This is a genomic window from Collinsella aerofaciens (genome assembly GCF_039062315.1).
GTDB classification, from domain to species: domain Bacteria; phylum Actinomycetota; class Coriobacteriia; order Coriobacteriales; family Coriobacteriaceae; genus Collinsella; species Collinsella aerofaciens_BG.
In genome coordinates, this window is sequence record NZ_JBCJBG010000006.1 from 61321 (window position 1) to 84444 (window position 23124).

Here is a 23124-nt window from a genome sequence, read left to right on the forward strand (position 1 = left end):
CGCGTTGCCGATGCTCTACGGCGTCGCATATACCATCAAGATGTCGAAAAAGGGCCCCTGAGAGATCGTGGGCTATTTCGACTTCGTCGTGCCGCTGGTCGAGGGCTTCTGCCGACATGACATGGCCGGGGCTTACCCTCCGACGCGCCCTTGCGCATATTTCCTTATCGGTTTCGAAACCGAGAAGGAGCTGATGATGGCTTGGGTAGACCGCAATCGTACATGGAGCGGCTTTGGGCGCTCGAGGGCACCTGGGACATCAAGGTGATCACGGGGATGCGCCGCTCCAGCAAGTCCGAGCTCATGAAGGCGTTCTCCGCCTCCGTTGCTCGGAGGGACCCATCCTCCAACAACGTCTACATCGATCTGCTGGACCTCGACAACGAGCCGCTGCTTGAGTATCACACGCTGTATCACGAAATCATCGAGCGGCACAAAGAGGGCACCCGCAACCGTCTCTTCATCGACAAGGTGCAGCTGTGCGAGGGTTTCGAGAAAGCAATTAACAGCATTCACGCACGTGGCGGATGGGATATCTACCTCACGGGATCGAACGCGTTCCTCCTGAGTTTGGACCTGGCAACCCTGTTCACAGGGCGCCACGGGGAGGTACACATCCTCCCCTTCAGCTTCGGCGAATACCGCTCCTACTTCGACGAGCAGGGGGCCGTCGACGACGACTTCGACGGATTCATCAGGCGCGGCGGGCTCGCCGGGTCCTACGATTACGATGACATCTCGGAGTCGTACGGTTTCCTTCGGCGCGGGCGGATTGGGACCGAGCGCCGATCTAGAGGCATTCGGTCAGAATCTGGAACACCTCGCTGCGCTCCAGTTTCTTGGCGCAGCCGCCGGTGAGCACGCAGGTGCCCGCAACCTTGTGCAGCGTCTCGTCGGACGCGTCGTAGCCCATCTCGGCGAAGCTCGTGGGAAGCCCCATCTCGCCGATGAACGTCTGCAGGCGGTCGATGCCTTCGAGCGCCACCGTAAGGTCGTCTTTGCCCTTGGCGTCGACGCCCCACACCTCGCGCGCCCAGCGGGCGAACTGCGCGGGCGCCTCGGGGGCCAGGTGGCGGTAGAGCGCAGGGTGGATGACCGCGAGGCCCATTCCGTGGTTGGTGTGGGTGTACGCGCCGTACTGGTGCTGGATCATGTGCGCCTGGAAGTCCGTTGACTTGCCGATCTTGAGCACGCCGTTCTCGGCCATGGCGGAGTCGTATACGAGCTCGCTTCTGGCATCGAGGTTCTGGTCGTCGTCTGCGATGATCCGCATGTTGCGGATGACGTTACGCTGGATGGCGAGGTTGATGTCGTCGGTGACATTGCGCCCGCGCGGGCTTCCGAAATAGCTCTCCATGCAGTGCGAGAGCGTGTCGAACGCGCCGCTCATGAACTGCGCGTGCGGTACGGTGAGCGTGAGCGCCGGGTCGAGCGCCGCCCACATGGGCATCGCCCCCAGATAGGCGCCCTTCACGTGTGTCTCCTCGTTGGTGATGACGGCGCCGTTGTTCTGCTCGGCGCCCGTGCCGGAGAGTGTCACGATGCAGCCCATGGGGATGAACGAGCTCGGCATCTTGCCGTCGACGTGCTCGAACGTCTCGATGTCCTCGTCAAGCATCGCCTGCGCGGAGACCACCTTGCAGCAGTCGAAGACCGACCCGCCGCCGACGGAGAGAATGAAGTCGACCTGTTCCTTGCGTGCGAGCGCGGCGCCTTCCTGGCACTTCTCGTAGGTCGGATTGGGCATGATGCCGCCGAAGTCCACCACGCGCTTGCCCGCGCTCGTGAGCTTATCGACCACGTGGCCGTAGACGCCGGTTCGTTTGACCGAGCCTCCGCCGTAGGCGAGCATCACTGTCTTGCCCATGGCACCCATCTCGGCGTCGAGTGCCTGGTCCATGGCCCCCTCGCCGAAGTAGTTCCTGACCGGGTAGTCGTACGTGAATGAGTTCATGGCAATTCCTCCTAGTAAGTTATCAGTGCGGTCTGACCGCTCGTCTACACGTTGCGCACGAGCCCGGACAGCCATTCGATGGTGGCGGGGTCGTGGTGGTCGAAGAACGCGCTGCGCCCGGTGTCGAGCGCGGCGATGGCGACCATCTCGTCGTCGCCCAGCGCGAAGTCGAAGACGTCGAAGTTTTGCTCCATGCGATCGCGGTGCGTGCTCTTAGGGATGCAGACCACACCGCGCTGCAGCAGCCAGCGCAGCACGACCTGGGCGACCGTCTTGCCGTGCGCCTCGCCGATGCGAGCGAGGACCTCGTTGCGGAAGAGGTCGTTTCTGCCCTCCGCAAAGGGTGCCCAGCCCTCCATGGCTACCTCCTTGCCGGCCATATACTCCTGCGCGTCGCGCTGCTGGAAGAACACGTTGCACTCGACTTGGTTCACGGCGGGGGCGATGCGGTTGAACGAGATGAGGTTTGCGAGGTGATCGGGGTAGAAGTTGGCTGTGCCTATGGCGCGGATAACGCCCTGCTCGTAGAGCTCCTCCATGGCGCGCCACGCGCCGAAGACGTCGCCGAACGGCTGATGGATGAGGTAGAGGTCGACGTAGTCGAGCCCCAGCCGCTTGAGCGACGCGTCGAAGCCGCGCTTGGCCCCCTCGTAGCTCACATCCGACATCCACAGCTTGGTCGTCACGAACACCTCGTCGCGCGGCAGGCCGCTCGCACGAATGGCAGCCCCGACCGCCTCTTCGTTGCCGTAGCTCGCGGCCGTGTCGAGCAGCCGGTAGCCGACCGAGAGCGCGTCCTCCACGGCGCGCTGGCATTCCGCGGCGTCCGGGATCTGGTACACGCCGAAGCCGAGCTGCGGCATCCTGACGCCGTTGTTCAAGGTGATGTAGTTCATGGTGCCTTCCTTTCTCGCAACTTGACGTATCCACCATACGAGGGGAGCCGCGTCGGCGGAAGTTTCCGTTGGTGAGGGTTCTATAACGCTGGAGTGCGCACGGTGTTATAACCCGCGGGTTCTAGGTGTCACCTCAAAGAGATCGGCGCCGAGCTCGTCGGCGATGGCCTGAGCTACGACAGCGGTGTGGCCCTGTGCCGAGTAGTAGGCCACGAGGACGTTGCCGTCTGCAGCGGGCACTGCGGCGGGCTCGTCCTCGACAGCCGACTGGTCCTCGGCGGCGGCTTGGTTGGTCCGTTATCGTCTGAGCGCTACTCCTGCGCGTCGAAATCGGGGCGTATGGCCAGGTAGCCCGCGAGTGCTTCCTCAGTGGCGGTGTAGTAGGTCATGGTCCCGTCGAGCTTGGCAATCTCGGCCATCTCGTCTTCGGTGAGGGAGAAGTCGAAGATGTTCGCGTTGTCGGCGATGTGGGCGGGGTTCTTGGAGCCGGGGATGATGGAGGTTCCCATCTGCACGTGCCAGCGCAGGATCACCTGGGCCGGGGTCTTGCCGTACTTCTCGGCGAGAGCGACGAAGACGGGCTCCTCCAGAAGACCTTTGTCGCCGTGGCCGAGCGGGTACCACGCCTCGATCACCGTGCCGTACGGCGCGAGGTAGGCGCGCAGGTCGCGCTGGGCGTGGTAGGGGTGGCACTCAACGGTCACGAGCTGCGGCTTGATGTCGGCGACCTCGATGACCTCGGCAATCTTGTCTTGCGGGAAGTTGGAGAGGCCGAGGGCGCGCACCTTGCCCGCGTGGTAGGCCTCCTCCATCGTGCGCCACGCGGCCAGGTAGTCGCCTACCGGCTGGTGCAGGATGAGCATGTCGACGTAGTCGAGCCCCAGGCGCTGGAGCGTGGCGTCCACCGCCGACATGCCCGCGTCGTAGACGCTCGGCCAAAGCTTGGTGGAGACGAAGATCTTGTCGCGCGCGATGCCGCTCTTGGCGATGGCACGGCCCACGGCGCGCTCGTTCATGTAGGCGTTGGCGGTGTCGATGTGCTCGTAGCCAGCCGTGAGCGCGGCGGTTGCGGCCGCCTCGGCCTCGGCCGGGGTCATGAGGAAGGTGCCCAAACCCTCGATGGGCATCTCGACGTCGTTGTTGAGCTTCAGATACTCCATGGTCTCCTCCTTAATGGTGACTTTTCGAATACAAGGCTACGGCGTTTACTGACGTGCGAGAAGTTCACGTTGGAATGATGGATATAACCATGGGGTATATACGGCACATAATGTGTGACAGGAGGATCGATGTACAACCCACAGCTTGACACTTTCATCCGCGTGGCGGAGGCGGGCAGCTTCTCCAAGGCGGCACAAGAGTCCTTCATCACGCCCACGGCCGTCATCAAGCAGATGAACCTGCTGGAGTCGCGGCTAGGCCTTACGCTGTTCCACCGATCGCATCAGGGGCTTTCGCTTACGCGAGCAGGCAGGTCGCTGCTCGCCGACGCCCGCCATATCGTGCAGTACTCTCAAGAATCAATCGCACGCGCCCGCGTCGCCGAGCGTGGGGAGAAGCGCATCATCCGCGTGGGAGTGTCGCTCATGACGCCCAGCACGCCGCTCACGAAGCTGTGGCCGAAGGTGAAGGAACGTTGCCCTGGCATGAGCCTTCAGGTGGTCACGTTTGAAAACACACCCTCGGCGGCGCGCGGTTTGGCGAACCTCGGGCAAGACATGGATATCGTGGCGGGGATTTTCGACGATGCCTTTCTTAAAGAGCGCGGGTGCCTGGGCCTCGAGCTTTCGCGCGAGCCGCTCTGGTGCGCCGTTCCCGTCGACAACGAACTCGCCAAACGCGACATTGTCACATTCGACGACCTCCACAATCACAGTCTTATGCTTATACGCCGGGGCTGGAACACCGAAATCGACCGCGTACGCGACGAGATACTCTTGCATCATCCTCAAATCGCGCTCGTAGACTTCCCGCAATATCGGGTGGAGGTGTTCAATCGCGGCGCGAACGAGGACCTCGCGCTTGCGACGTTGCCGTTGTGGGCCAACGTCCACCCCATGCTCAAAACCGTCCCTACCGATTGGGACTGTCTCGTGTCTTACGGGCTGCTTCATTCGCCGCACCCCGCAGACCATGTGCGGGAGTTCCTCGATGCGGTGTCTGCCGTGCTCGAGGCAAAGCATCGATAGGCAGTCGCGAACAGATGCGCTTATGCCTATGGGAATAACGGGAATAACAGCCTCCGGAACCTCTGGTTCGGAGGCTTTCTTTTTCGTTCTGCTCGGAAAGAGCCCCTTGCCAAAGCCCCTTGGGCATCAGACGCCACTATCGAGCGTGCGCGTTATCGTAGGTATCTTTGATTTCTTCCGGCAAATTGTCGGGAATCAGCGCCTTCACTCTATCCTCGTTGCCATCTTGGATTGCCTGCTCGTAGTACCAGCATTTGAACTTCAACATATCCAGCGCACGATTCATGTTTGCGATCTCCGACTCTATGTGGGCCTTTCGCTCCTCGAACATGGCCTTGCGCTTGGGATATGTCGATGGGCCTTCCGCACACCATTCCATGAACAGCCGGATGTCCTTGATCTCCATTCCGGCCTTCTTCAGGCATTCGATGACCCGAAGCGCCTCGAGTTCTGTATCGCCGAATCGGCGAATGCCGGACGTCCGCTCCAATTCCGGGAACAATCCCTGCTTGTCGTAATAACGCAGCGTGGAAACGGGCAGACCGAACATATCTGCTACCTGTCCGATTGTGTACATGGTCCCTCCGGACGAATCTTGAATTATCTCCTTGACCTAAAGTTAGGTTTAGGTATTACCTTCATTCTCGTCAATATAAATTGGGAGCGCAAGGGGTGTTCAGTAATCGCCGGTCACCCCGCCCTTGAGCAGGCGCGACGAATGGGCATGGGAGTCTAGACGCGGCTTAGCTGGACGGAAGCAGTTTTGCACTCAAAACCATCGACAGGAGGAATCAAACATGACGATTAAGCAGACAGCGGGCAGGGATGCCCTGGGGGAGTTCGCTCCCAAATTTGCACAGCTCAACGATGATGTGCTGTTCGGCGAGGTGTGGAGCCGGGGAGGCGAGCTTTCCTTGCGCGATCGCAGCATAGTGACGGTGGTTGCCCTAATGGCGCAGGGCCTGACGGACTCTTCGTTCCAATATCATCTGATGTCCGCAAAGAACAACGGCGTGACCAGGGCGGAGATAGCGGAAATCCTTACGCACGCGGCGTTTTACGCAGGCTGGCCCAAGGCATGGGCGGCCTTTCGCATGGCGAAGGAGGTCTGGGCGGATGACGATGCCGCCGACGCAAGAACCAAGCATCAAAACGAGATGGCCTTTCCCATCGGTGCCCCCAACGACGCATTTGCGAAGTACTTTATCGGGCAAAGCTACCTCGCGCCCCTTTCCACCGAGCAGGTCGGTATTTACAACGTTACGTTTGAGCCCGGCTGCCGCAACAATTGGCACACCCATCACGCCAAAAGCGGTGGCGGACAGATCCTCGTCTGCGTGGCTGGTCGAGGGTTTTACCAGGAATGGGGCAAACCGGCACAAGAGCTATGCCCTGGCGATGTAGTAAATATTCCCGCGGGCGTAAAGCACTGGCACGGTGCGGCACCTGACAGCTGGTTCTCCCATCTCGCGGTGGAGGTTCCGGGCGAGGAGGCCTCCAACGAGTGGTTGGAGCCCGTGGACGACGAGCAATACCTTAAAGCGATTGACGGGAAGGCTTAGGCATGGAGCAGTTGAAACTGACGCAGGAATGGGACAAGGTATTCCCCAAAAGCGACAAGGTTGAGCACAGCAAGGCGACCTTCCACAACCGATACGGCATCACGCTGGCTGCCGACGTGTACGTGCCTAAGAACGCGGAAGGCAAGCTGCCCGCCATCGCCGTCAGTGGCCCGTTTGGCGCGGTGAAAGAGCAGTCTTCCGGTCTGTACGCGCAGAAGATGGCGGAGCTGGGCTTTTTCGCGATTGCCTTTGACCCGTCCTATACCGGCGAGAGCGGCGGCACGCCTCGCTATGTAGCATCGCCGGACATCAACACCGAGGACTTCTGCGCAGCGGTGGATTTCCTCTCTGTGCAGGAAAGCGTTGACCCGGAGCGTATCGGCATCATCGGTATCTGCGGTTGGGGCGGCATGGCGGTCAATGCGGCGGCCATCGACACCCGTATCAAAGCTACCGCGGCTATGACCATGTACGACATGACCCGTGTGACCGCCAACGGCTATTTTGACGCCGAGGATTCCGAGCAGGCACGCTTTGAAAAGCGGAAAGCGCTGAACACGCAGCGCACCGAGGACTATAAAAACGGCAGCTATGCGCTGGCGGGCGGCGTGGTCGATCCGCTACCGGAGGATGCGCCGCAGTTTGTAGCGGACTATTACGCCTACTACAAAACTCCGCGAGGCTACCATCCCCGCAGCCTGAACTCCAACGGTGGCTGGAATGTGACGTCCTCGCTGTCGTTTTTGAATATGCCGATTTTGCAATACAGCAGCGAAATTCGCTCTGCGGTACTGCTGGTGCATGGCGAGAAGGCGCACTCCCGCTATTTCAGCGAAACCGCGTACGGCAAGCTGACGGGGGACAACAAGGAATTGCTCATTATCCCCGGCGCCAGCCATACCGACCTCTACGATCAGATGGACGTCATTCCGTTTGGAAAGCTGAAGGCATTCTTTGAGGAATATCTGAAATAAGGCGTGCCTTGATTTGATGCCAAGTCTCCAGCAACGATTCTTCTAAAGAGTGGGAGTAGCTGAAACGAGGCGATTGAATAACTCCATACGTTTAGGTTAAAACAAACTAATATGCCGCGCGCCTGCGGCATGAAGGAGGGAGATTTCTATGAATATCGTTGTATTGAGCGGTAGCCCGCGCAAAGGCGCCAATACCGACACCATGGTCGAGGCGTTTGCCGAGACCGCGCGTGAGGGCGGCCATACGGTCGAGGTCGTCCGCGTTGCCAGCAAGAAGATTGCCGGCTGCTTGGGATGCCAGTACTGCTTCGCCCATGAGGGCACCTGTGTGCAGAAGGACGACATGGCCGACGTGATCGAGTCACTGAAAGACGCCGATATGGTTGTCTTCGCTTCGCCTATCTACTGGTTTGATATCACTGCGCAGGAGAAGGCCGCCATCGACCGCCTGTACGCCTTCGGTGCTACGGGCTTCCCGTTCACCAAGACGGCCCTTTTGCTCGATAGCCACAGCGAGGGCGTCTATGATGCGGCGATCGCTATGTACAAGTCAACCTGCGCGTACTGCAAGTGGGAGGACCTGGGCATTGTCACCATTAGCGGTATGACCGAGCGCGATAGCATGGCATCGTCGCCCAAGTTGGAAGAGGTGCGAGAGCTCGCTCGCAAGCTCGCCTAAGGGCAAGAAGAACGCATGGCAATCGGTGTTGGTGGAAAATGCTTGCTATCCTTACCAAGAGGAATGCTGATTGCCATGCGTTGATGCTTCCGCGGACAATTCCGGCGTGCTAAAACGCCTTCTCGTTCAAGAATTCCCTGAGCGCGGGGATGTCAAAGCCAACGAGACCACGCCCCCGCTCTCCGATGACGCCGTCCTCGAGGAGGCGGCGCTTGTATTGGCTTGCATAGTTGCTTGCGACGCCCATACGCTTGGCTATCTCCGAGACCCTGCTGGGGCCAGAATCGGGCAGCATCGCGAGCAAAAACTCAATGTCTTTATCGGAAAGCTCCCGATAGGTCGTTTCGAGAGAAGCTCGATGTCATGCTTCTCGAGTTGCCTGAAGACGCCATTCATGCGCGTGCGCCAGTTGCCCTGAGCCTCTTGAGCATATGTCCAATCGATGCCCACTGGGCCAATTTGAACACCGTTTATGCGCGCGTGAGGCTGTGAGAGGTAGCTATCTGCGGCTTCTTTGGTTCGCTCGATAATATCTTCGAGCATGCCTGGCATGGCGGAGACATTTGCTGTACTCCATGGTAGCTCCTTTGCAGGTTTTGCTAATTTTTGCAAGTTTTGCTAACGGCTTAACATGTCTTGTGCCGTGGGATTGCAGGAGTGAAAAACGGGGATTCCTATTATTCCGACTACGTTGCAACGAGCGGGGCCCGGAGCGCGATGTTGCTGCGCTCCGGGCCCCGCTGCTTTGTAAACCCATGACGGTTTGGCCACCGTTGTTTTAGTCAAACAGACTCGGCATGTCGTTTTCTTTCATGAGGGCACCGGCGGAGGGCAGACTCTGCGCGGTGAACTTCTCGGCCGAGACGCCGGCGCCAAGGATCTCCTCGGTTGTGCCGACGGTGGTGACCGAGCGGCCCTTCTTGGCCGTAAAGGCCTGGACGCCCTGCGTGTTGGTGGTCGTCTTGGTCTTGAGCAACGACGTGTTGAAGTTCATCAGGCGGTAGTCGCTCGAGACCAGCGCGATGTCGCGATCTTCCTTGAGCACCTGGGCATACAGCAGCTTGCTGCCGCCGTAGATGGCGTTCTTAAGGCGCTTGCGGTTGGTCTTGGTGACGTATCCAGAAAGCGCGACGCGCACCACGCGGCCGTTCTCAAAGACGAACAGCACGTCGGCCTTGTAGTCCTCGGGGTCGATGACCCAGATGACGCTCTCGTCGGGTTCCATCTCGAGGTCGGTCGGCAGGTACGAGCCCAGCTGGGCCGACTTGGTATCCTCGAACGCCGCGACCTTGCACTTGTACACTTGGCTCTTGTTGGTAAAGACCAGCAGCTCGTGGGTGTTGGAGGACGGGAACTCGATAAAGGGTTTGTCGCCGTCCTTGTACTTGAGCGTGGTCGCCTTCTTGAGTACACGGTCCGTCATCTTCTTAAGGTAGCCATCACGCGAGAGCATGATGGTGACCGGGTACTCCTCGACCTCGGGCTCCAAGCTTACCTCGATAACCTCATGGGGCTCGATCCTACCCGTGCGGCGCGGCATCACGTACTTCTTGTTGACCGCGGCCAGTTCGTTGCTGATGACCTTCTTGATGTTGTCTTCGCTGGAGAGGATCTCCTCAAGCTCGGCAATCTCGCCCTCAAGCTTGGCAATGTCCTTGGTGCGGTTGAGGATGTACTCCTCGTTGATGTTGCGGAGCTTAAGCTCGGCAACAAACTCGGCCTGGGTCTCGTCGATGTCGAAACCCTTCATAAGGTTGGGCACGACCTCGGCTTCGAGCTTGGTGCCGCGGATGATGGCGATGGCCTTGTCGATGTCGAGCAAAATCGCCTCGAGGCCGTGCAGCAGGTGCAGGCGCTCGGACTTTTTGCCCAGGTCAAAGTTAATGCGGCGACGCGTGGACTCAATACGCCACTTGACCCACTCGTGCAGGATCTGGCGCACGCCCATAACGCGAGGGTAACCATCGACCAGCACGTTGAAGTTGCACGAGAACGAGTCTTGCAGCGTGGTCGAGCGATAGAGCTTGGCCATGAGCTTGTCGGGGTCGACGCCGCGCTTAAGGTCGATGGCGATGCGCAGACCCGAAAGGTCAGTCTCGTCGCGGATGTCAGCGATTTCCTTGACCTTGCCCTCCTTGGAGAGCTTGACGATGCGCTCGATGATGACATCGGTCTTGGTGGTGTAGGGGATCTCGTAGACCTCGATGATGCGCTCTTCGGGAATCCAGCGCCAGCGGGAGCGAATCTGGAAGTTGCCAAGGCCGGTTTCGATAATCTTTTCCATCTCCTCGCGGCGGTAGATAATCTCGCCGCCGGTCGAGAAGTCGGGCATGGGCATGTACTCGAGCAGGTCGCAATCGGGGTCCTTGAGGTAGTGCATCGTGGCAGTGCAGACCTCGTTGAGGTTGAAACCGCAGATGTCGGACGCCATGGCGACGCCGATGCCCTTGTTGGCCGAGACAAGGATGTTGGGGAACGTGGTGGGCAGCAGGCGCGGCTCCTTCATGGCACCGTCGTAGCTGTCGACGAAGTCGACCGGGTCCTTGTCGATGTCCTTGAAGATCTCGGCACTGATGGGGGAGAGCTTGGCCTCGGTATAACGCGATGCGGCGTAGCTCAGGTCGCCCGAATAGTACTTGCCAAAGTTGCCCTTCGACTCCACGAAGGGCGCAAGCAGCGCTTCGTTGCCGGTGGCCAGGCGCACCATCGTCTCGTAGATTGCGGCATCGCCGTGCGGGTTGAGCTTCATGGTTTGGCCCACGATGTTGGCGCTCTTCTGGCGCTCGCCCTTGAGCAGGCCCATCTTGTACATGGTGTAGAGCAGCTTGCGGTGCGAGGGCTTAAAGCCGTCGATCTCGGGGAACGCACGCGAGACGTTGACGCTCATGGCGTAGGGCATATAGTTGACCTCGAGCGTCTGCGTGATCGGCTGGTCGGTGACCTCGGAGTGCAGGCCGATGACGTTCTCGGCGTTAACCTGCTTTTTCTTTGGCTGGTTCTTCGTCTTCTTCTTTGCCACGATATCCTCTTGAACTTCTTATAGGCCGTCGTTATCGATTTGCTGCTACTGCAGGTCCAGCTGGTCCAGGTATTCTTTGCCGTGCTCGGAGATATGGCGCTTGCGGCCTGCCTCGTCGTTGCCCAGCAACAGGTTGAACATGGTCTCCATCTTAGTGACGTCCTCGGGCTCCACCTTGATCAGGCGACGCGTCTCGGGGTTCATGGTGGTGAGCCACATCATGTCCGGATCGTTCTCACCAAGACCCTTGGAGCGGTTGATGGAACACTTCTGGTCGCCGATCTCCTTAAGGATGCCGTTCTTCTCGAGCTCGGTGTAGGCAAAGTAGGTCTTTTCTTTGCAGTTGATCTCGTAGAGCGGCGACTCGGCGATATACACGTAGCCCTCGTCGATAAGCGTGGGTACCAGGCGATAGAGCATGGTGAGTACGAGCGTGCGGATGTGATAACCGTCGACGTCGGCGTCCGTACAGATGATGACCTTGTTCCAGTTGAGGTTGTCCAGGTCAAAGGCGCCGAGGTTCTTGATGCGCTTGTCCTTGATCTCCACGCCGCAGCCTAGCACGCGCATAAGGTCCATGATGATGTCGGACTTAAAGATGCGCGGATAGTCCTCCTTTAGGCAGTTGAGGATCTTGCCGCGGACGGGCATAACGCCTTGGAACTCGGCATCGCGCGAGGTGCGAATGGCGCCTGCTGCCGAGTCGCCCTCTACGATGTAGATCTCGCGACGGTTCTTGTCCTTGGAGCGGCAGTCGATGAACTTCTGCACGCGGTTGGCCATATCGGTCTTCTGCTGCAGGTTGGTTTTGATGCTCTGGCGCGTCTTCTCGGCATTCTCGCGTGAACGCTTGTTGATGAGCACCTGCTCCATAATCTTATTGGCGGCGTCCTTGTTCTCGATCAAGTAGGTCGAGAGGCGCTCCTTAAAGAAGGCAGTCATGGCCTGCTGGATAAAGCGGTTGTTGATGGCCTTCTTAGTCTGGTTTTCGTAAGACGTCTGGGTGGAGAAGCAGTTGGTCACTAGTACCAGACAGTCCTGGACGTCCTGCCACTTAATGCCGCTCTCGTTTTTGTTGTACTTGCCCTGTTGCTTAATGTAGGCATCGATGGCGCTGGTCAGAGCGCTACGGGCCGCCTTCTCGGGTGAGCCGCCGTTCTCGAGCCAGGAGGAGTTGTGGTAGTACTCCTGCATCGTGAAGGTGCGCGAGAAGCACATGCATGCGGTGATTTTAACGTTGTAATCGGGCAAGTCCTCGCGATCGCGACCGCGACGGTCGGCCTCGATAAAGAAGGGCTCGGTAAGGTAGTCGGTACCGACCTTCTCGAGCACGTAGTCCTCGATACCCTTGGGATAGCAAAAGTCCTCTTCGGAAAACTCGCCATCGTCGCCCTCGATGCGCAGGCGGAAGGTCACGTTGGCGTTGACCACGGCCTGGCGGCGCATGGTCTCGCGATACCAATCGTGGGGGATGCTGATGGAGGTAAAGACCTCAAGATCGGGGCGCCACTTGATGGTGGTGCCGGTACGGTCCTCATTGCTGGGCTCAATCTCGAGTGCCTTCTTTTTGGCACCGACGACCTTGCCCTTCTTAAAGTGCAGGGAGTACTTGTTGCCGTCGCGCCAAACCGTGACGTCCATGTACTCGGATGCGTACTGGGTCGCGCACGAGCCCAGGCCGTTGGTACCGAGCGAGAAGTCGTAGTCGCCGCCCTGGTTGTTGTTGTATTTGCCGCCGGCGTAGAGCTCGCAAAAGACGAGCTCCCAGTTAAAGCGCTTCTCGGAAGGGTTCCAGTCGAGCGGGCAGCCGCGGCCGTTGTCCTCTACCTGAATGGAGCCATCGCGAAAGGCAGTAAGGGTGATGAGCTTGCCGTAGCCCTGGCGCGCCTCGTCAACGGCGTTGGACAGGATCTCGAAGGCGGCATGCGCGCAGCCGTCGAGCCCGTCCGAGCCAAAGATGACGGCGGGACGCAGACGTACGCGCTCCTCGTCCTTGAGCTGGCGGATACTGTCGTTACCATAGTTTGCGGTGTTTTTTGCCATACTCGCTCTCTCGGTGCTCCTTTGCTGCGTTTAAGTCATATAGATAGTCAAGGTAGCATAGCCCGGCCCTTGGGCGATTCCATCCAACACGAAATCCATCGAACAATCGTTCGTGATATATCGACTGATGTTAAGCTATTGGGAGAAATAGCTGAATCAAATCAATAAATATTTGATTTCCTTTAGTAGAATCAGATATATACTAAATGAAAACGAATCAGGAGAGCTTTTATTTAATAGAGCGGTGAAGATATGAAGATTATCGAACGTCCTCAATATATGGAAGCGCTTCTTGGCGCTAAGGGAACGCCGGACATCAAGGTTATTACCGGCATTCGTAGGTGCGGCAAATCTGTTCTACTGGAAGCTCTTGCCGATCGCATTCGTGAGGCCGACCCCGATGCCAATATTATCCGTATCAATTTCAATCTCCTCGAATTCGAGGAACTAACGGATTTTCGAGCATTGCATCGCTACGTTGAGGAAAGCTATTGCGAGGGCCTCGATAACATCGTGATAATCGATGAGGTACAAACTTGCGTTGGGTTCGAAAAAGCGGTCAATAGCCTTCATGCATCGGGTAAATACGATATCTACGTTACTGGCTCCAATGCTTTCTTACTTTCGAGTGACTTGGCGACGCTTTTTCGCGGGCGGACATATGAGGTCGAAGTATTCCCGTTTTCCTTGCTTGAGTTTTCGACGTATCACGAAATTCATAACCCAGACGAAGCGCTTGACCGCTATTTAAGAGAGGGCGGAATGCCTGGCTCTTATTTGTATCCTAGCGAGCGAGCTCGCTATCGATATATTGCGAACGTGCTAGATGTCTTGGTTTTGCGTGATGTGGAAGAAAAGCATGGGGTTCGTAACAAGGTACAACTAGAACGTGCATGCGATTTCCTAATGGACAATATCGGTAACATATCTTCTGTTAGCGGGATTGCGGCCGCGCTGGACGCTGCCGGCACGCGCGTTTCCGTGGCAACGCTCGCCCAGTACCTTGGATATTTATGCCAGGCCTTCGCGTTCTATCGAGTTCGCCGCTATGACGTAGGCGGTAAAAAGTACCTCACTTCGGGTGATAAATACTATTTATCGGATCATGCAATCAGATATGCAAAACTGGGCACTAAAAAACTCGACTTCGGGCATGTATATGAAAATATGGTCGCTTTAGAGCTCCTAAGACGCGGTTGGGAAATCTATGTCGGGGTGCTTTATAAGAAGGAAATCGACTTTGTGGCAATTCGTCGCGATGAACGTGTGTATATCCAAGTTAGCGATGACATTTCGCGTCAGGAGACCTTTGAGCGCGAAGTGGCGCCTCTGCTTGCGATACGTGATGCGTATCCCAAGATGGTCATTGCGCGTACAAAGCATGAGGCTGTTGATTATGAGGGGATTAAGGTGGTCGACATCGCCCGATGGCTGATGGGGGAGGGGTCGGATGTCGAATAGCGGGCGGTGGACGCCTATCTAAATCATTGCGCTGCTCGGGCGCCTTGAGGGTCTTCTTAATAATGCGGGTGAGCCCACGCTCCTTACCGATGAATTCCACTTACTCGTTTCTGCCCGAGTAAGTTTGAAGACGGATGAGCCCGCTTCATTTTGTTTGCGGCTGGATACGTTTGTCGAAAAGTGCCGCGTGGATGGCTCAAATCGAACATTGGGACAGGCGTCTCATTTTATGGGCCGAGGGCGTGCGTATACAAGTGTTTTTGGTCCATAGGGGATGCTGGGCGGTTGCTAGTTGGGCCACGGGTCACTTCGCCGGCGCTGCTTCTTGCCATACGCTCATAGTGGAAGCCGATGCCACGGAGTCGACTTGCGATTCGGGCAACGGATGAGCGGCAAGTCGAAAGGAGCGGTGAGGATGATGAAGCCCATGACGAAGAAGCTGCTGTTAGGAATTCCCACCGTGACGCTTTCGGCTGTGCTGGCGTGTACGCTTGCCGGCTGCGGCGGTAATGCGCCGAGTGGCTCGGGTGGCAGCGCGCCCGTGCAGGAGAAGACCGAGAAGCCCAAGGCCTATGAGTCGCAGACGGTCGAGGTGGCAGGCATTACCTATGAGTCGACAGCCCACGGTACGTTCTATCGCGGTGATGCCAAGAAGCAGGATGGCTTTTACCTGCACATCAAGATTACCAACAACAACACAAAGAATAGGACGTTCAGTTCCTTTAACGTGCATGCTGCCCAGGGCGATCTTGAGGCAGGCGACCCGTTGTTTACTTCCGGCAAGGCGGCCGTGCTCGACTACGTTGCAAGCGAGGCTCCCGATGAGCTTCACGAGGGCATCGATCTTTCCAAGAGGCCAGATATCGGCCCGGGCGAGACTGTTGAGTACGTGTATTTCTGGGCGCCCAAGACGGCGTACTACGGGCCCATCACTGTCGAGTTCGTAGACGCTTACGCCCCCGCCAAGAATCATGAGGCCATGCACTTCGACACCACGGGATGCGAGACCAAGGAGTTCAAGGCGGCCGGCGGCGTGGCCGATTCTGGCGAGAAGGCAGATTTAACGGGCATCGACTGCGCATCGTACAGCATCGAGGCCGCCGATGGGTACACGCTGGATTCGTCCGACGAAGAGCGCGAAAAGGCAAACTTCTTCCATGACGAGACTGGAGGACGCCTGAACATCAGCATCTTCCCGCGCTCGCCGGAGGAAGAGGTTGCAAGCCTAGAGCAGGTCTACGAAGGCAAGGAGACAACAACCGACCAGGTCGAGTACAACGGCATAGCGTGGCTGCGCTTTACCGGTCCCGACAACGGCCATACACTGTTTGCGACGGCTCCCGCAACGGGTGAAACCGTCCGCGTGTCGATTGGCTGGAAGATCGATTGGGACGCCGCCGTGCCCATGATGGAAGCACTGAAGCTCAAGTAACGCCGCGATTCTTACGTCAGGCGACTCAGGGCTGGCTCCGAGTTATCGGGGCCAGCCCATTTTGATGTTCGATGAGCCGAGTCGGCGTCTCTCACGAAAGTAACTAGGAGCTAGCGAGGCTTATCCAAATTGGCCTCATTGGCGGTGTCTTTTTCGAGCGCCGTGCGGCGGGCGCTGTAGGCGACGAGGCCGGCGCCTGCCGCGGCGAGTGCTGCGGCGGCTGCCGTAAGGGGAGCGTTGACATCGCCCGTGCCCGCAAGCGCGCCCGCTTTTCCGGAGCGCTTGTTATTGCCGTGGTCCTTGCCGCTGCCGGAGCTGCTTCCGCCGGAGCCGCCGCCCTCGTCAGTACCGCCGCCGCTCGAGCCGCCATCGCCGTCTGCTGTCATCGGGGCGTCATGAAGTTCTGTCGTATTCGCGCTGTCGCATATGCCGACCTGAACTTCTGAGCGTTCGCATGCCGCGTCGGGCACATGAAGCTCGTGCAGTACGGCACCCAGCGCCGAGTTTGCGCCCGGTCGAATTTCCTCGAGCGTTACGGGATCGAGCGCTACCAGGTCACGCGCCTTCGCATACAGCGTGACGCGTTTGCCCACCTCGTCGCTCCAACTCTCGGGGATGGCGAAGCTCATGCGGAACTGTGCCGTGCAACCCGGTGCCAGCACGGCGTTGCCGCTGTCGGCTACCAGCGGGTGCGTTGCAAAACGTGCGCCCAGCGTCTCGAGCGCGTACTTCACATGTGCCATGTCGTTGGCCGAAGCGTCCTCGGCAAGCTCTGGGTCGTAGATCGATGCCATGCGTGTGTTCGCTCCGAACCCGATGGATGCGCTGGAGAACGGCTGGCTGGAGCCCTCTCGGTACAGATCGATCGTGCCGGCGGTCAGCAAGGTGTTGCCGTCGTTTCGCACCGTGACCATGAAGGATTCGCCTGCTGCTCCGGGCACCACCGCGCCCGAGGTAGCGACTGCGCCCGTCGGAGTGGCACACGCCACCAAGGGCACTTCGATGCCGTGTAGTTCTGCCTCGCTCTTCTCCGCGCTCACAATGTGCGTGGCGAGCGCGGAGAGCATGCCCCCCGACGTCAAAAATGTCGTTATCTGATCGACGGGATGGTCCAGCTCGCACATCACGAACGGCTCCGTGAACAGATCGCCTGCCAAGGTGCTGGCGAAGATGCGGAAGTGCTTGCCCATCACTGCTACTGGGTTGCCTTCTTCGTCGTAGGTTTGCCCCACCTTGCCATCGGTGTTCTCTACATAGAGCACGCACCTGCCGTTGTTGCTTACGCTAAACGATGCCGGGCCACAGCCCGCGGCGCCCACGGGCTGCGTTGCAAATGCCGATGCGCCTCGTGCCCAAGTAATATGCTGCAGCTGCTCGTTGACGGTAGCCAAAAAGCCCGTGTGTTGCGGCCACGGCACCGCGTGGGGTACTGCCGCATCTGGCGACATAACGCCCCAGCCCGCAATGGACTGGCCGATCACGGCGTACGATGCGCAGCCGCAACCGTCTGCAGTCTCGTATGCAACGGGCACCACCATTTTGCCGTTGATATTCTCGGGCGTGCCCAGCTCGATGCTCGACGGTGCCTGCGGAAAGCGGAGGACCTGACGGAACGTGAGACTGTCGCCCGAAACGTCCGACCACAGGGTAAAGCACTCCAGCGCAACCTCGGCCTCGCTGCCGAGTGCCTTTTCTGCGGTGGCTCCGCGGCGGTGGAGGTAGGCGCCCGACAGGCGCCCGTCGACTAGCGTCTTGCCCACCGTGATGCGTGGGCACTGCAGGCAATGGTAGCCATCCTCCTGAAGGCGGCCGCGCGAGATGCTGCGCCATGACGTATGCGATATCACGCGAACTCCGTCGTTGCTTATGCGCAGGCGCACAACGGACAGTATGCCGGATGTGCTCGCCGTATCGAAAAGGGTGTTGTCACCGGCGGGGCGCTCGCCCGAGACCAGCAGCACGTAGGCGTCCTGGTTTCTCCTCCCGTCTGTATATTCCACCACGTCGAAGTCGTAATCGAATATGCCGTTGCGCTCCACGTCGCCCTCGCCAAACCCAAGGGAGAAGTCCACGGGCGTGGGAGCGGACCACGTGCCGTTCGTTTTTGTATGCACCACCAGGCGCGAGCGACCGTTCTCGCCGTAGCGCACCGAGGCGATACGGAACAAGCACTCCACGCCGGCGATTATTGCCAGCTTCATGTGGGCTTCGCTGAGCACGCCAGCAAACAGCACGTTGTCGCTCGAGGGCCTGATGCCGCCACGCTCGTCCTCCGATACACCAGCAGAATTGGCGTTGGGGTCCGCAGCGGCGTCCCTCGCCTGCCCGATATAGGTGTACTTATACATCGGCGCGGCGTTTTCGTCGTTCTCTATCAGTGCGTGGACGAAATGTTCGACCTGTCCCGTGTCGTCGCTTTCTGCATCCGCCTCGAGCTCAATGCGCGTGACCGACCGGTCCCAATCGCGTACGGTAGGCGCGACATTCCTTGCAGTGGCCTTAACCTCGGCGCGTGCGAGCAGCTCGGCGTTGGTGACGATGGTGGCCGATGCGATAAATTGCGGCACGCCGCCCGCCTCGGCGTTGCCGGCTGAGCCGAAGCAGGCATCTAGTGTATAGGGCGTATCTCCACCCAATGCGAGCTCAGAGCGCTGGAGTACATACTGGTCGCCGTTGTTCACCGACATATTCCACGAATCGAGGAGTGTGGGCCACGACCCCGACCAAGCCTTGGTGGTCCACTTGAACATCACGAACTGGAGTATCACATCGACATCGACGTCTGCACCTATGCGCAGCCGCGGAAGCTGGTGTCCATCTGCCTTCTCGTACCCAATGAACAGCGTGAGGGATGCGGCGCCGCGCACGGCAGACGAAGCGACGCCTGCAACGCCGGCGCCAAAGGTGACGGCAAGCCCGATCTGGATGGTGAACGAGCCCGACGTGTTTGAATAGTCGAGCGAAATGTTTTTAAAAAACGCCGCGCCGCTGCCGTGCGTGTGGGCACCCACGGCGAGCGCCAGCTTCGCCAGCACCCAGGGGTTGACGTTTAGGAAAAACGGCACCGGTCCTAGGGTAAACTGCTCGGTCCAATTGAGGTCGGTTCTTACCTGGAAGAGGGCCTTAATATTGCCGTATGCGGGGTCGTTGTTGCTGTCCCAGGTTTTGCCCACCCAATCGTAGGCGAGCGAGCCGTACAGCTGTGTGGCGATATCCATCGTGAACAGCGGCGTGCAATGGTGGCGAAGGAGCTTGGTGTTTCTTGGATCGGTGCCCGAACCGGCACTCATACTCTTGTACTGATTCCACTTCCCCTCCATCTCGTCGAGGTAGCGGTTTGCCTGCTTGGCGCCCGACTCGCGCGGCGATTTCTTCCAGTATTCCGGATCAGGGTTGCCCGAATCGTTCATATAGCTGGCTGGCTTGTATCCTCCGCCAAACAGCACGTATCCAGCAAACGAGAAATCGAAGAGGATCGGAAATGTGGGCATCCAGCACGTGAACTTATTGCCGCCGATGCCGGGAAACGCTGCGGGGAAATCAAACGGAGTGATCTCTTGGTCCATGGTGGTGGGGACGATAGTGGTCGATCCCGATTCTGCCTTTGCCGCCGGCGCGGTAACAACGGCCATGGGGGAGGAGAGCGTGTAAGTTTTGCCCTGGTAGTCGAGGACAAAGCGCAGCTTACATCCTTCTTCCAGAAGGCTCGATGCCGCGTCGAGGAACTTGTCTTCGAGCGTGAACGTCGCCAGATTATCCGCGCCCGATGCGCTGGCCTTGACTTGGCCAATCTGCGTGACGGTTTCGGATGAGCTGCCCGCAGCGGGCATCACTTTATTGATATGCAACGTTGCCTGCCCGCCCTGCGGCAGATGGGCTTGCACGGTAAAAGCGTGTGTGTCGGGCTGGTCGTTTGCTGCTTCGTCCGCTGGCATTGCCATAAACGTGGCGTCGGCGTACTGGATGTCCCATTCGTCGAACGTAAGCTGTCGAAAGTACGGCTCGCCATCGGAGAGCGGACGTGTGGGTGCGGTAATGGCGGTGCCGCCTTGGACACGCGCGAGGGGAATTTCGACATCGCGGTAGCCCGCCATGCTAATGGAGATGCCGCCGTTAAAGTCGTACACGTCGAGAAGCGTTGCCTCGTCCACGTAGCCTTCCGAAAGCGGCGCGATCTCAAAGATGGCCGTGCCTTCGTCATCGGTCGTGGCGGCGAGCTGCTTGCCCGCGGCGTAGCGCGACGTGAGCGTGACCTTGGCGCCTGCGATGGGCGTATTCTTGTTGGAGACGTCGACCACGACCACGCCGAACATGGTGCGCGAGAGAACGAGCACCTTGAAGGGGTCTTCTTCGTCGGCATGGGCCTCGGTGGGGGCGAATGGCAGTATGAAGGCGTTTGCGCTGCCCAGCACGCGAGGCAGCATGATGCCTGCCAACGAGGATGCTCCGGCAACAAGTAACGAACGGCGATCAAGCATCTTTGGCTCCCATCCCGCAGGTATCGGTGGAAATAATCCAATTTTGCGAGAAGGTTCCCCGTGGCGGTAGTGCCGTTCAAGGGTCAAAATGTCCAAATTGATTGAGCGAAGCGCCGGGTTCCGGAACGCGTTCGATGCGCTTGGCAGCCCGGTTGCTAACGCAACATATGCGCGACCAGCTCGGCGCGTGTGCCGATGCCAAGCTTTGCGTATACGCCGGATAGGCGGTTTTTGACGGTGCCCGGCGATACTCCCATATGGCGTGCGATTTCGGCGTTGGTCCACCCACGACAGGCGAGCATGGCCATGGTGAATTCCGTGGTCGTTAGATCGTCGGCCACGTCCTCGCCCGAATCGGGGTTGTGGATGCGCCGCCAACCGTAGCTGAATCGATACGTAATCTCGATGATGCGCGCGAAGTCGTCAGGGTATCTCGTTTTTAGGCACGCCTCGATGAGCCCCTGTAAAAGGCCGTGATGCTCGCCAATGAGCTCGATAAGGCCGTCGGGACGCGCAATGTTCCAAGCAACTCCGAAGTGCGTTTTTGCGGCGTCGACGTCTTTGAGACTCATGCATGCCATGGAAGCTGCCAGGTGCAGGAACAGTTCCGAGATCGGATAGCTTCCCTGTTTCATGATCAGGGCATTTTCCGCCATGCCCAGACTGCGGCCGTATTCGCCGCGCAGGTACAAGGCGTGCGCCATCACGTAGCTGGCGAACAGGCGCAGGCCTTCGGGCAGATGCGCCACAAGTGGATAAAACTCTTCGGCAGAATACGGGGAAGGCAAGTGCAGCAGGACACTCGCGGCCGAGGCGAACAGGATATGCGTAGCGTGGATGGCGGGCGATTCCTCGTCGGCCGGCGTATCGAGGATGCCCGCAAGACAACGGCGGGCGTCGGCGATACGGTTGAGCGACAGGCTGGCATATCCGCAGATAAAGCATGCGGAATAGCGCAATGCGGGGTCGGTGGCGTCAAGATAGGGGCGCGCCGTCTTGGCAGCGAGGGCGGCCTGTCCGCGAAAGTACAGCGCTTCTGCCGTGGTGATGGTGCGTGAATCGGGGTCGGAAATGCCTGCAACCGCAGCGTCAATCTGCCCCGGCACAAAGGCAGTGCACATCAACGGCATGGGAACGCATGGGTAGCCATCGCAGTCCATCTTCCATCTCCCAACAGCTGACAACAATGCAGCAATTGTACTCCTGTTGTTCGGGACTGGAATTTGTGGGTATCACCGACGATTATGCCGAACGTATAAAGGAAGACTAGCGGCTCTCTTGAACCCGAGGTCGAAGGGGGCGTTGTACAAGGCATATGGGGCCGAGTGGAAGTGGATCAAAAGAGCGTTACTTGACGTTTCATGCATAATGCCAACCGCCCCGCGACATCACGTTCGCAGCGCGCAGGGGCCGGAGAATCTTCGCGATGAGAGTTGACGTCTAATACCTTGCATCGTATAGTGTGTATAGCATAGTATATGACGAGAGGAGGTGTGCGGATGGAGGCCCAGATGAAGCGCGGCTTCCTGGAGGCCTGCGTGCTCGCGGCCGTCTCCGGCGAGGAGTCCTACGGCTACCAGATCGTGAAGGACGTGCCGGCGAGCATGGGGCTCACGGAGTCGACGCTCTACCCGCTGCTCAAGCGCCTGGAGAATGCCGGGTGCATCACGGCGCGCTCTGCCGAGCACAACGGGCGGCTGCGCCGGTACTACCGCATCACGGACGATGGGCGTGCGCGCATCGAGGAGTTCCTGGCCGAGTGGCCGTCCGTACGGGAGATTTACGCATACGTTGAGGGGGCGCACCATGACGCGCGATGAGTTTCTGGGCCGGTTGGGCGAGCTGCTTGCCTGCCTGCCGGCCGAGCAGGTGGAGGAGACCAAGGCGTTCTATGCGGAGGCCATCGCCGACCGCATGGAGGACGGTATGAGCGAGGAGGAGGCCGTGGCCGCCATGGGCGCCCCCGGCGAGGTTGCCGAGGCCACGCTCGACGACCTGCCCGCCGTGCCGCGCGCGATCGCGAGGACGCGCCGGCGCAGCACCGCGCTGCTGTGGGTGCTGACCATCGTGGGCTCCCCGGTGTGGGTGCCGCTGCTCGCCGCCTTCGCCGCCGTGGCCGTCACGGTCTATATCTGCATCTGGGTGCTGGCGCTCTGCGTGTGGATCGTCGCGGCGGCACTCGGGGGCGTGGGCGTAGTTGAGCTCCTGCTTGCCGTAAGCGGCGTCACCATCGGCCACTTCCCGTACGCCCTCGCCTCGGCGGGCGTGGGGCTCGGCCTCGTCGGCGTGGCGCTCTTCGTTGGTGCTGGCGCTTGGGCCGCCTCAAAACAAATTGCGCGCCTCTCGGCGCTCTGGGCGAGGAAGGCCGCCTCGCCCTTCTGGAAGGGTAAGGGCGAGAAGGGCGGCGCTGCCGCGCATCTCGCGGCGTAGAAAGGAG

At 59.2% G+C, this 23124-nt stretch carries 19 protein-coding genes; 9 read left to right on the forward strand and 10 right to left on the reverse strand.

Annotated features, from left to right (window positions below; translation table 11 throughout):
* Positions 1–201 precede the first annotated feature (201 nt).
* Positions 202–858 (forward strand): ATP-binding protein, encoded by a 657-nt coding sequence (locus tag ABCP74_RS04650; RefSeq protein WP_343000947.1) that lies wholly within the window; start codon positions 202–204, stop codon positions 856–858.
* Here the strand turns inward: ABCP74_RS04650 and ABCP74_RS04655 are convergent.
* The 4 genes from ABCP74_RS04655 to ABCP74_RS04670 all read right to left on the reverse strand — a co-directional run bounded on the left by ABCP74_RS04655 (position 791) and on the right by ABCP74_RS04670 (position 4010).
* Positions 791–1954, reverse strand: coding sequence for an iron-containing alcohol dehydrogenase (locus ABCP74_RS04655; protein WP_343000946.1), 1164 nt, complete (start codon positions 1952–1954; stop codon positions 791–793). The genes ABCP74_RS04650 and ABCP74_RS04655 overlap by 68 nt on opposite strands.
* 44 nt (positions 1955–1998) lie before the next feature.
* The gene (locus ABCP74_RS04660; RefSeq protein ID WP_343000945.1) at positions 1999–2850 is read right to left on the reverse strand and encodes an aldo/keto reductase; all 852 of its coding nucleotides are present in this window, start codon (positions 2848–2850) and stop codon (positions 1999–2001) included.
* Positions 2851–2955: 105 nt separating this feature from the next.
* The gene (locus ABCP74_RS04665) at positions 2956–3090 is read right to left on the reverse strand and encodes a flavodoxin (RefSeq protein ID WP_267473384.1); all 135 of its coding nucleotides are present in this window, start codon (positions 3088–3090) and stop codon (positions 2956–2958) included.
* A gap of 71 nt (positions 3091–3161) precedes the next feature.
* A complete protein-coding gene (locus tag ABCP74_RS04670) occupies positions 3162–4010 on the reverse strand; it encodes an aldo/keto reductase (protein ID WP_343000944.1) in 849 nt (282 codons plus the stop codon).
* Positions 4011–4139: 129 nt separating this feature from the next.
* Between ABCP74_RS04670 and ABCP74_RS04675 the strand changes: the two genes are divergently transcribed.
* Entirely contained in the window at positions 4140–5039 is a 900-nt protein-coding gene (locus ABCP74_RS04675; protein ID WP_343000943.1) for a LysR family transcriptional regulator, read from the forward strand.
* A gap of 136 nt (positions 5040–5175) precedes the next feature.
* Here ABCP74_RS04675 and ABCP74_RS04680 read toward each other — a convergent pair whose 3' ends face one another.
* The gene (locus tag ABCP74_RS04680; protein WP_343000942.1) at positions 5176–5616 is read right to left on the reverse strand and encodes a MerR family transcriptional regulator; all 441 of its coding nucleotides are present in this window, start codon (positions 5614–5616) and stop codon (positions 5176–5178) included.
* A 220-nt stretch (positions 5617–5836) separates the two neighbouring features.
* On the opposite strand from ABCP74_RS04680, the gene ABCP74_RS04685 reads away from it, so the two are divergent.
* The 3 genes from ABCP74_RS04685 to ABCP74_RS04695 all read left to right on the forward strand — a co-directional run bounded on the left by ABCP74_RS04685 (position 5837) and on the right by ABCP74_RS04695 (position 8254).
* Positions 5837–6601, forward strand: coding sequence for a carboxymuconolactone decarboxylase family protein (locus tag ABCP74_RS04685; protein WP_343000941.1), 765 nt, complete (start codon positions 5837–5839; stop codon positions 6599–6601).
* Between the two features lie 2 nt (positions 6602–6603).
* Positions 6604–7575: an alpha/beta hydrolase gene (locus ABCP74_RS04690; protein ID WP_343000940.1), complete on the forward strand. Its 972-nt coding sequence runs from the start codon at positions 6604–6606 to the stop codon at positions 7573–7575.
* 148 nt (positions 7576–7723) lie between these two features.
* On the forward strand, positions 7724–8254 hold the full coding sequence (locus ABCP74_RS04695) for a flavodoxin family protein (RefSeq protein ID WP_343000939.1): 531 nt from the start codon (positions 7724–7726) through the stop codon (positions 8252–8254).
* A gap of 109 nt (positions 8255–8363) precedes the next feature.
* Here ABCP74_RS04695 and ABCP74_RS04700 read toward each other — a convergent pair whose 3' ends face one another.
* From ABCP74_RS04700 to ABCP74_RS04710, 3 genes are all read right to left on the reverse strand, one after another.
* On the reverse strand, positions 8364–8501 hold the full coding sequence (locus ABCP74_RS04700) for a hypothetical protein (protein ID WP_343000938.1): 138 nt from the start codon (positions 8499–8501) through the stop codon (positions 8364–8366).
* A gap of 531 nt (positions 8502–9032) precedes the next feature.
* Positions 9033–11273, reverse strand: coding sequence for a DNA gyrase subunit A (locus ABCP74_RS04705; protein WP_343000937.1), 2241 nt, complete (start codon positions 11271–11273; stop codon positions 9033–9035).
* 45 nt (positions 11274–11318) lie between these two features.
* On the reverse strand, positions 11319–13316 hold the full coding sequence (locus ABCP74_RS04710) for a DNA gyrase/topoisomerase IV subunit B (RefSeq protein WP_343000936.1): 1998 nt from the start codon (positions 13314–13316) through the stop codon (positions 11319–11321).
* Between the two features lie 252 nt (positions 13317–13568).
* Between ABCP74_RS04710 and ABCP74_RS04715 the strand changes: the two genes are divergently transcribed.
* Positions 13569–14777, forward strand: coding sequence for an ATP-binding protein (locus ABCP74_RS04715; protein ID WP_343000935.1), 1209 nt, complete (start codon positions 13569–13571; stop codon positions 14775–14777).
* 415 nt (positions 14778–15192) lie between these two features.
* Positions 15193–16209: a DUF4352 domain-containing protein gene (locus ABCP74_RS04720; protein ID WP_343004389.1), complete on the forward strand. Its 1017-nt coding sequence runs from the start codon at positions 15193–15195 to the stop codon at positions 16207–16209.
* A gap of 110 nt (positions 16210–16319) precedes the next feature.
* On the opposite strand, the gene ABCP74_RS04725 is transcribed toward ABCP74_RS04720, so the two are convergent.
* Positions 16320–20687, reverse strand: coding sequence for a hypothetical protein (locus ABCP74_RS04725; protein ID WP_343000933.1), 4368 nt, complete (start codon positions 20685–20687; stop codon positions 16320–16322).
* 155 nt (positions 20688–20842) lie between these two features.
* Positions 20843–21847 carry a helix-turn-helix domain-containing protein gene (locus ABCP74_RS04730; RefSeq protein ID WP_343000932.1) on the reverse strand — a complete coding sequence of 335 codons (1005 nt, stop codon included), beginning with the start codon at positions 21845–21847 and terminating at the stop codon, positions 20843–20845.
* A gap of 339 nt (positions 21848–22186) precedes the next feature.
* Here ABCP74_RS04730 and ABCP74_RS04735 point away from each other — a divergent pair, with 339 nt between their 5' ends.
* Both ABCP74_RS04735 and ABCP74_RS04740 read left to right on the forward strand, forming a co-directional pair.
* Positions 22187–22507, forward strand: coding sequence for a PadR family transcriptional regulator (locus tag ABCP74_RS04735; RefSeq protein ID WP_343000980.1), 321 nt, complete (start codon positions 22187–22189; stop codon positions 22505–22507).
* A complete protein-coding gene (locus tag ABCP74_RS04740; protein WP_343102195.1) occupies positions 22419–23117 on the forward strand; it encodes a DUF1700 domain-containing protein in 699 nt (232 codons plus the stop codon). The genes ABCP74_RS04735 and ABCP74_RS04740 overlap by 89 nt, the downstream gene beginning before the upstream one ends.
* Positions 23118–23124 lie beyond the last annotated feature (7 nt).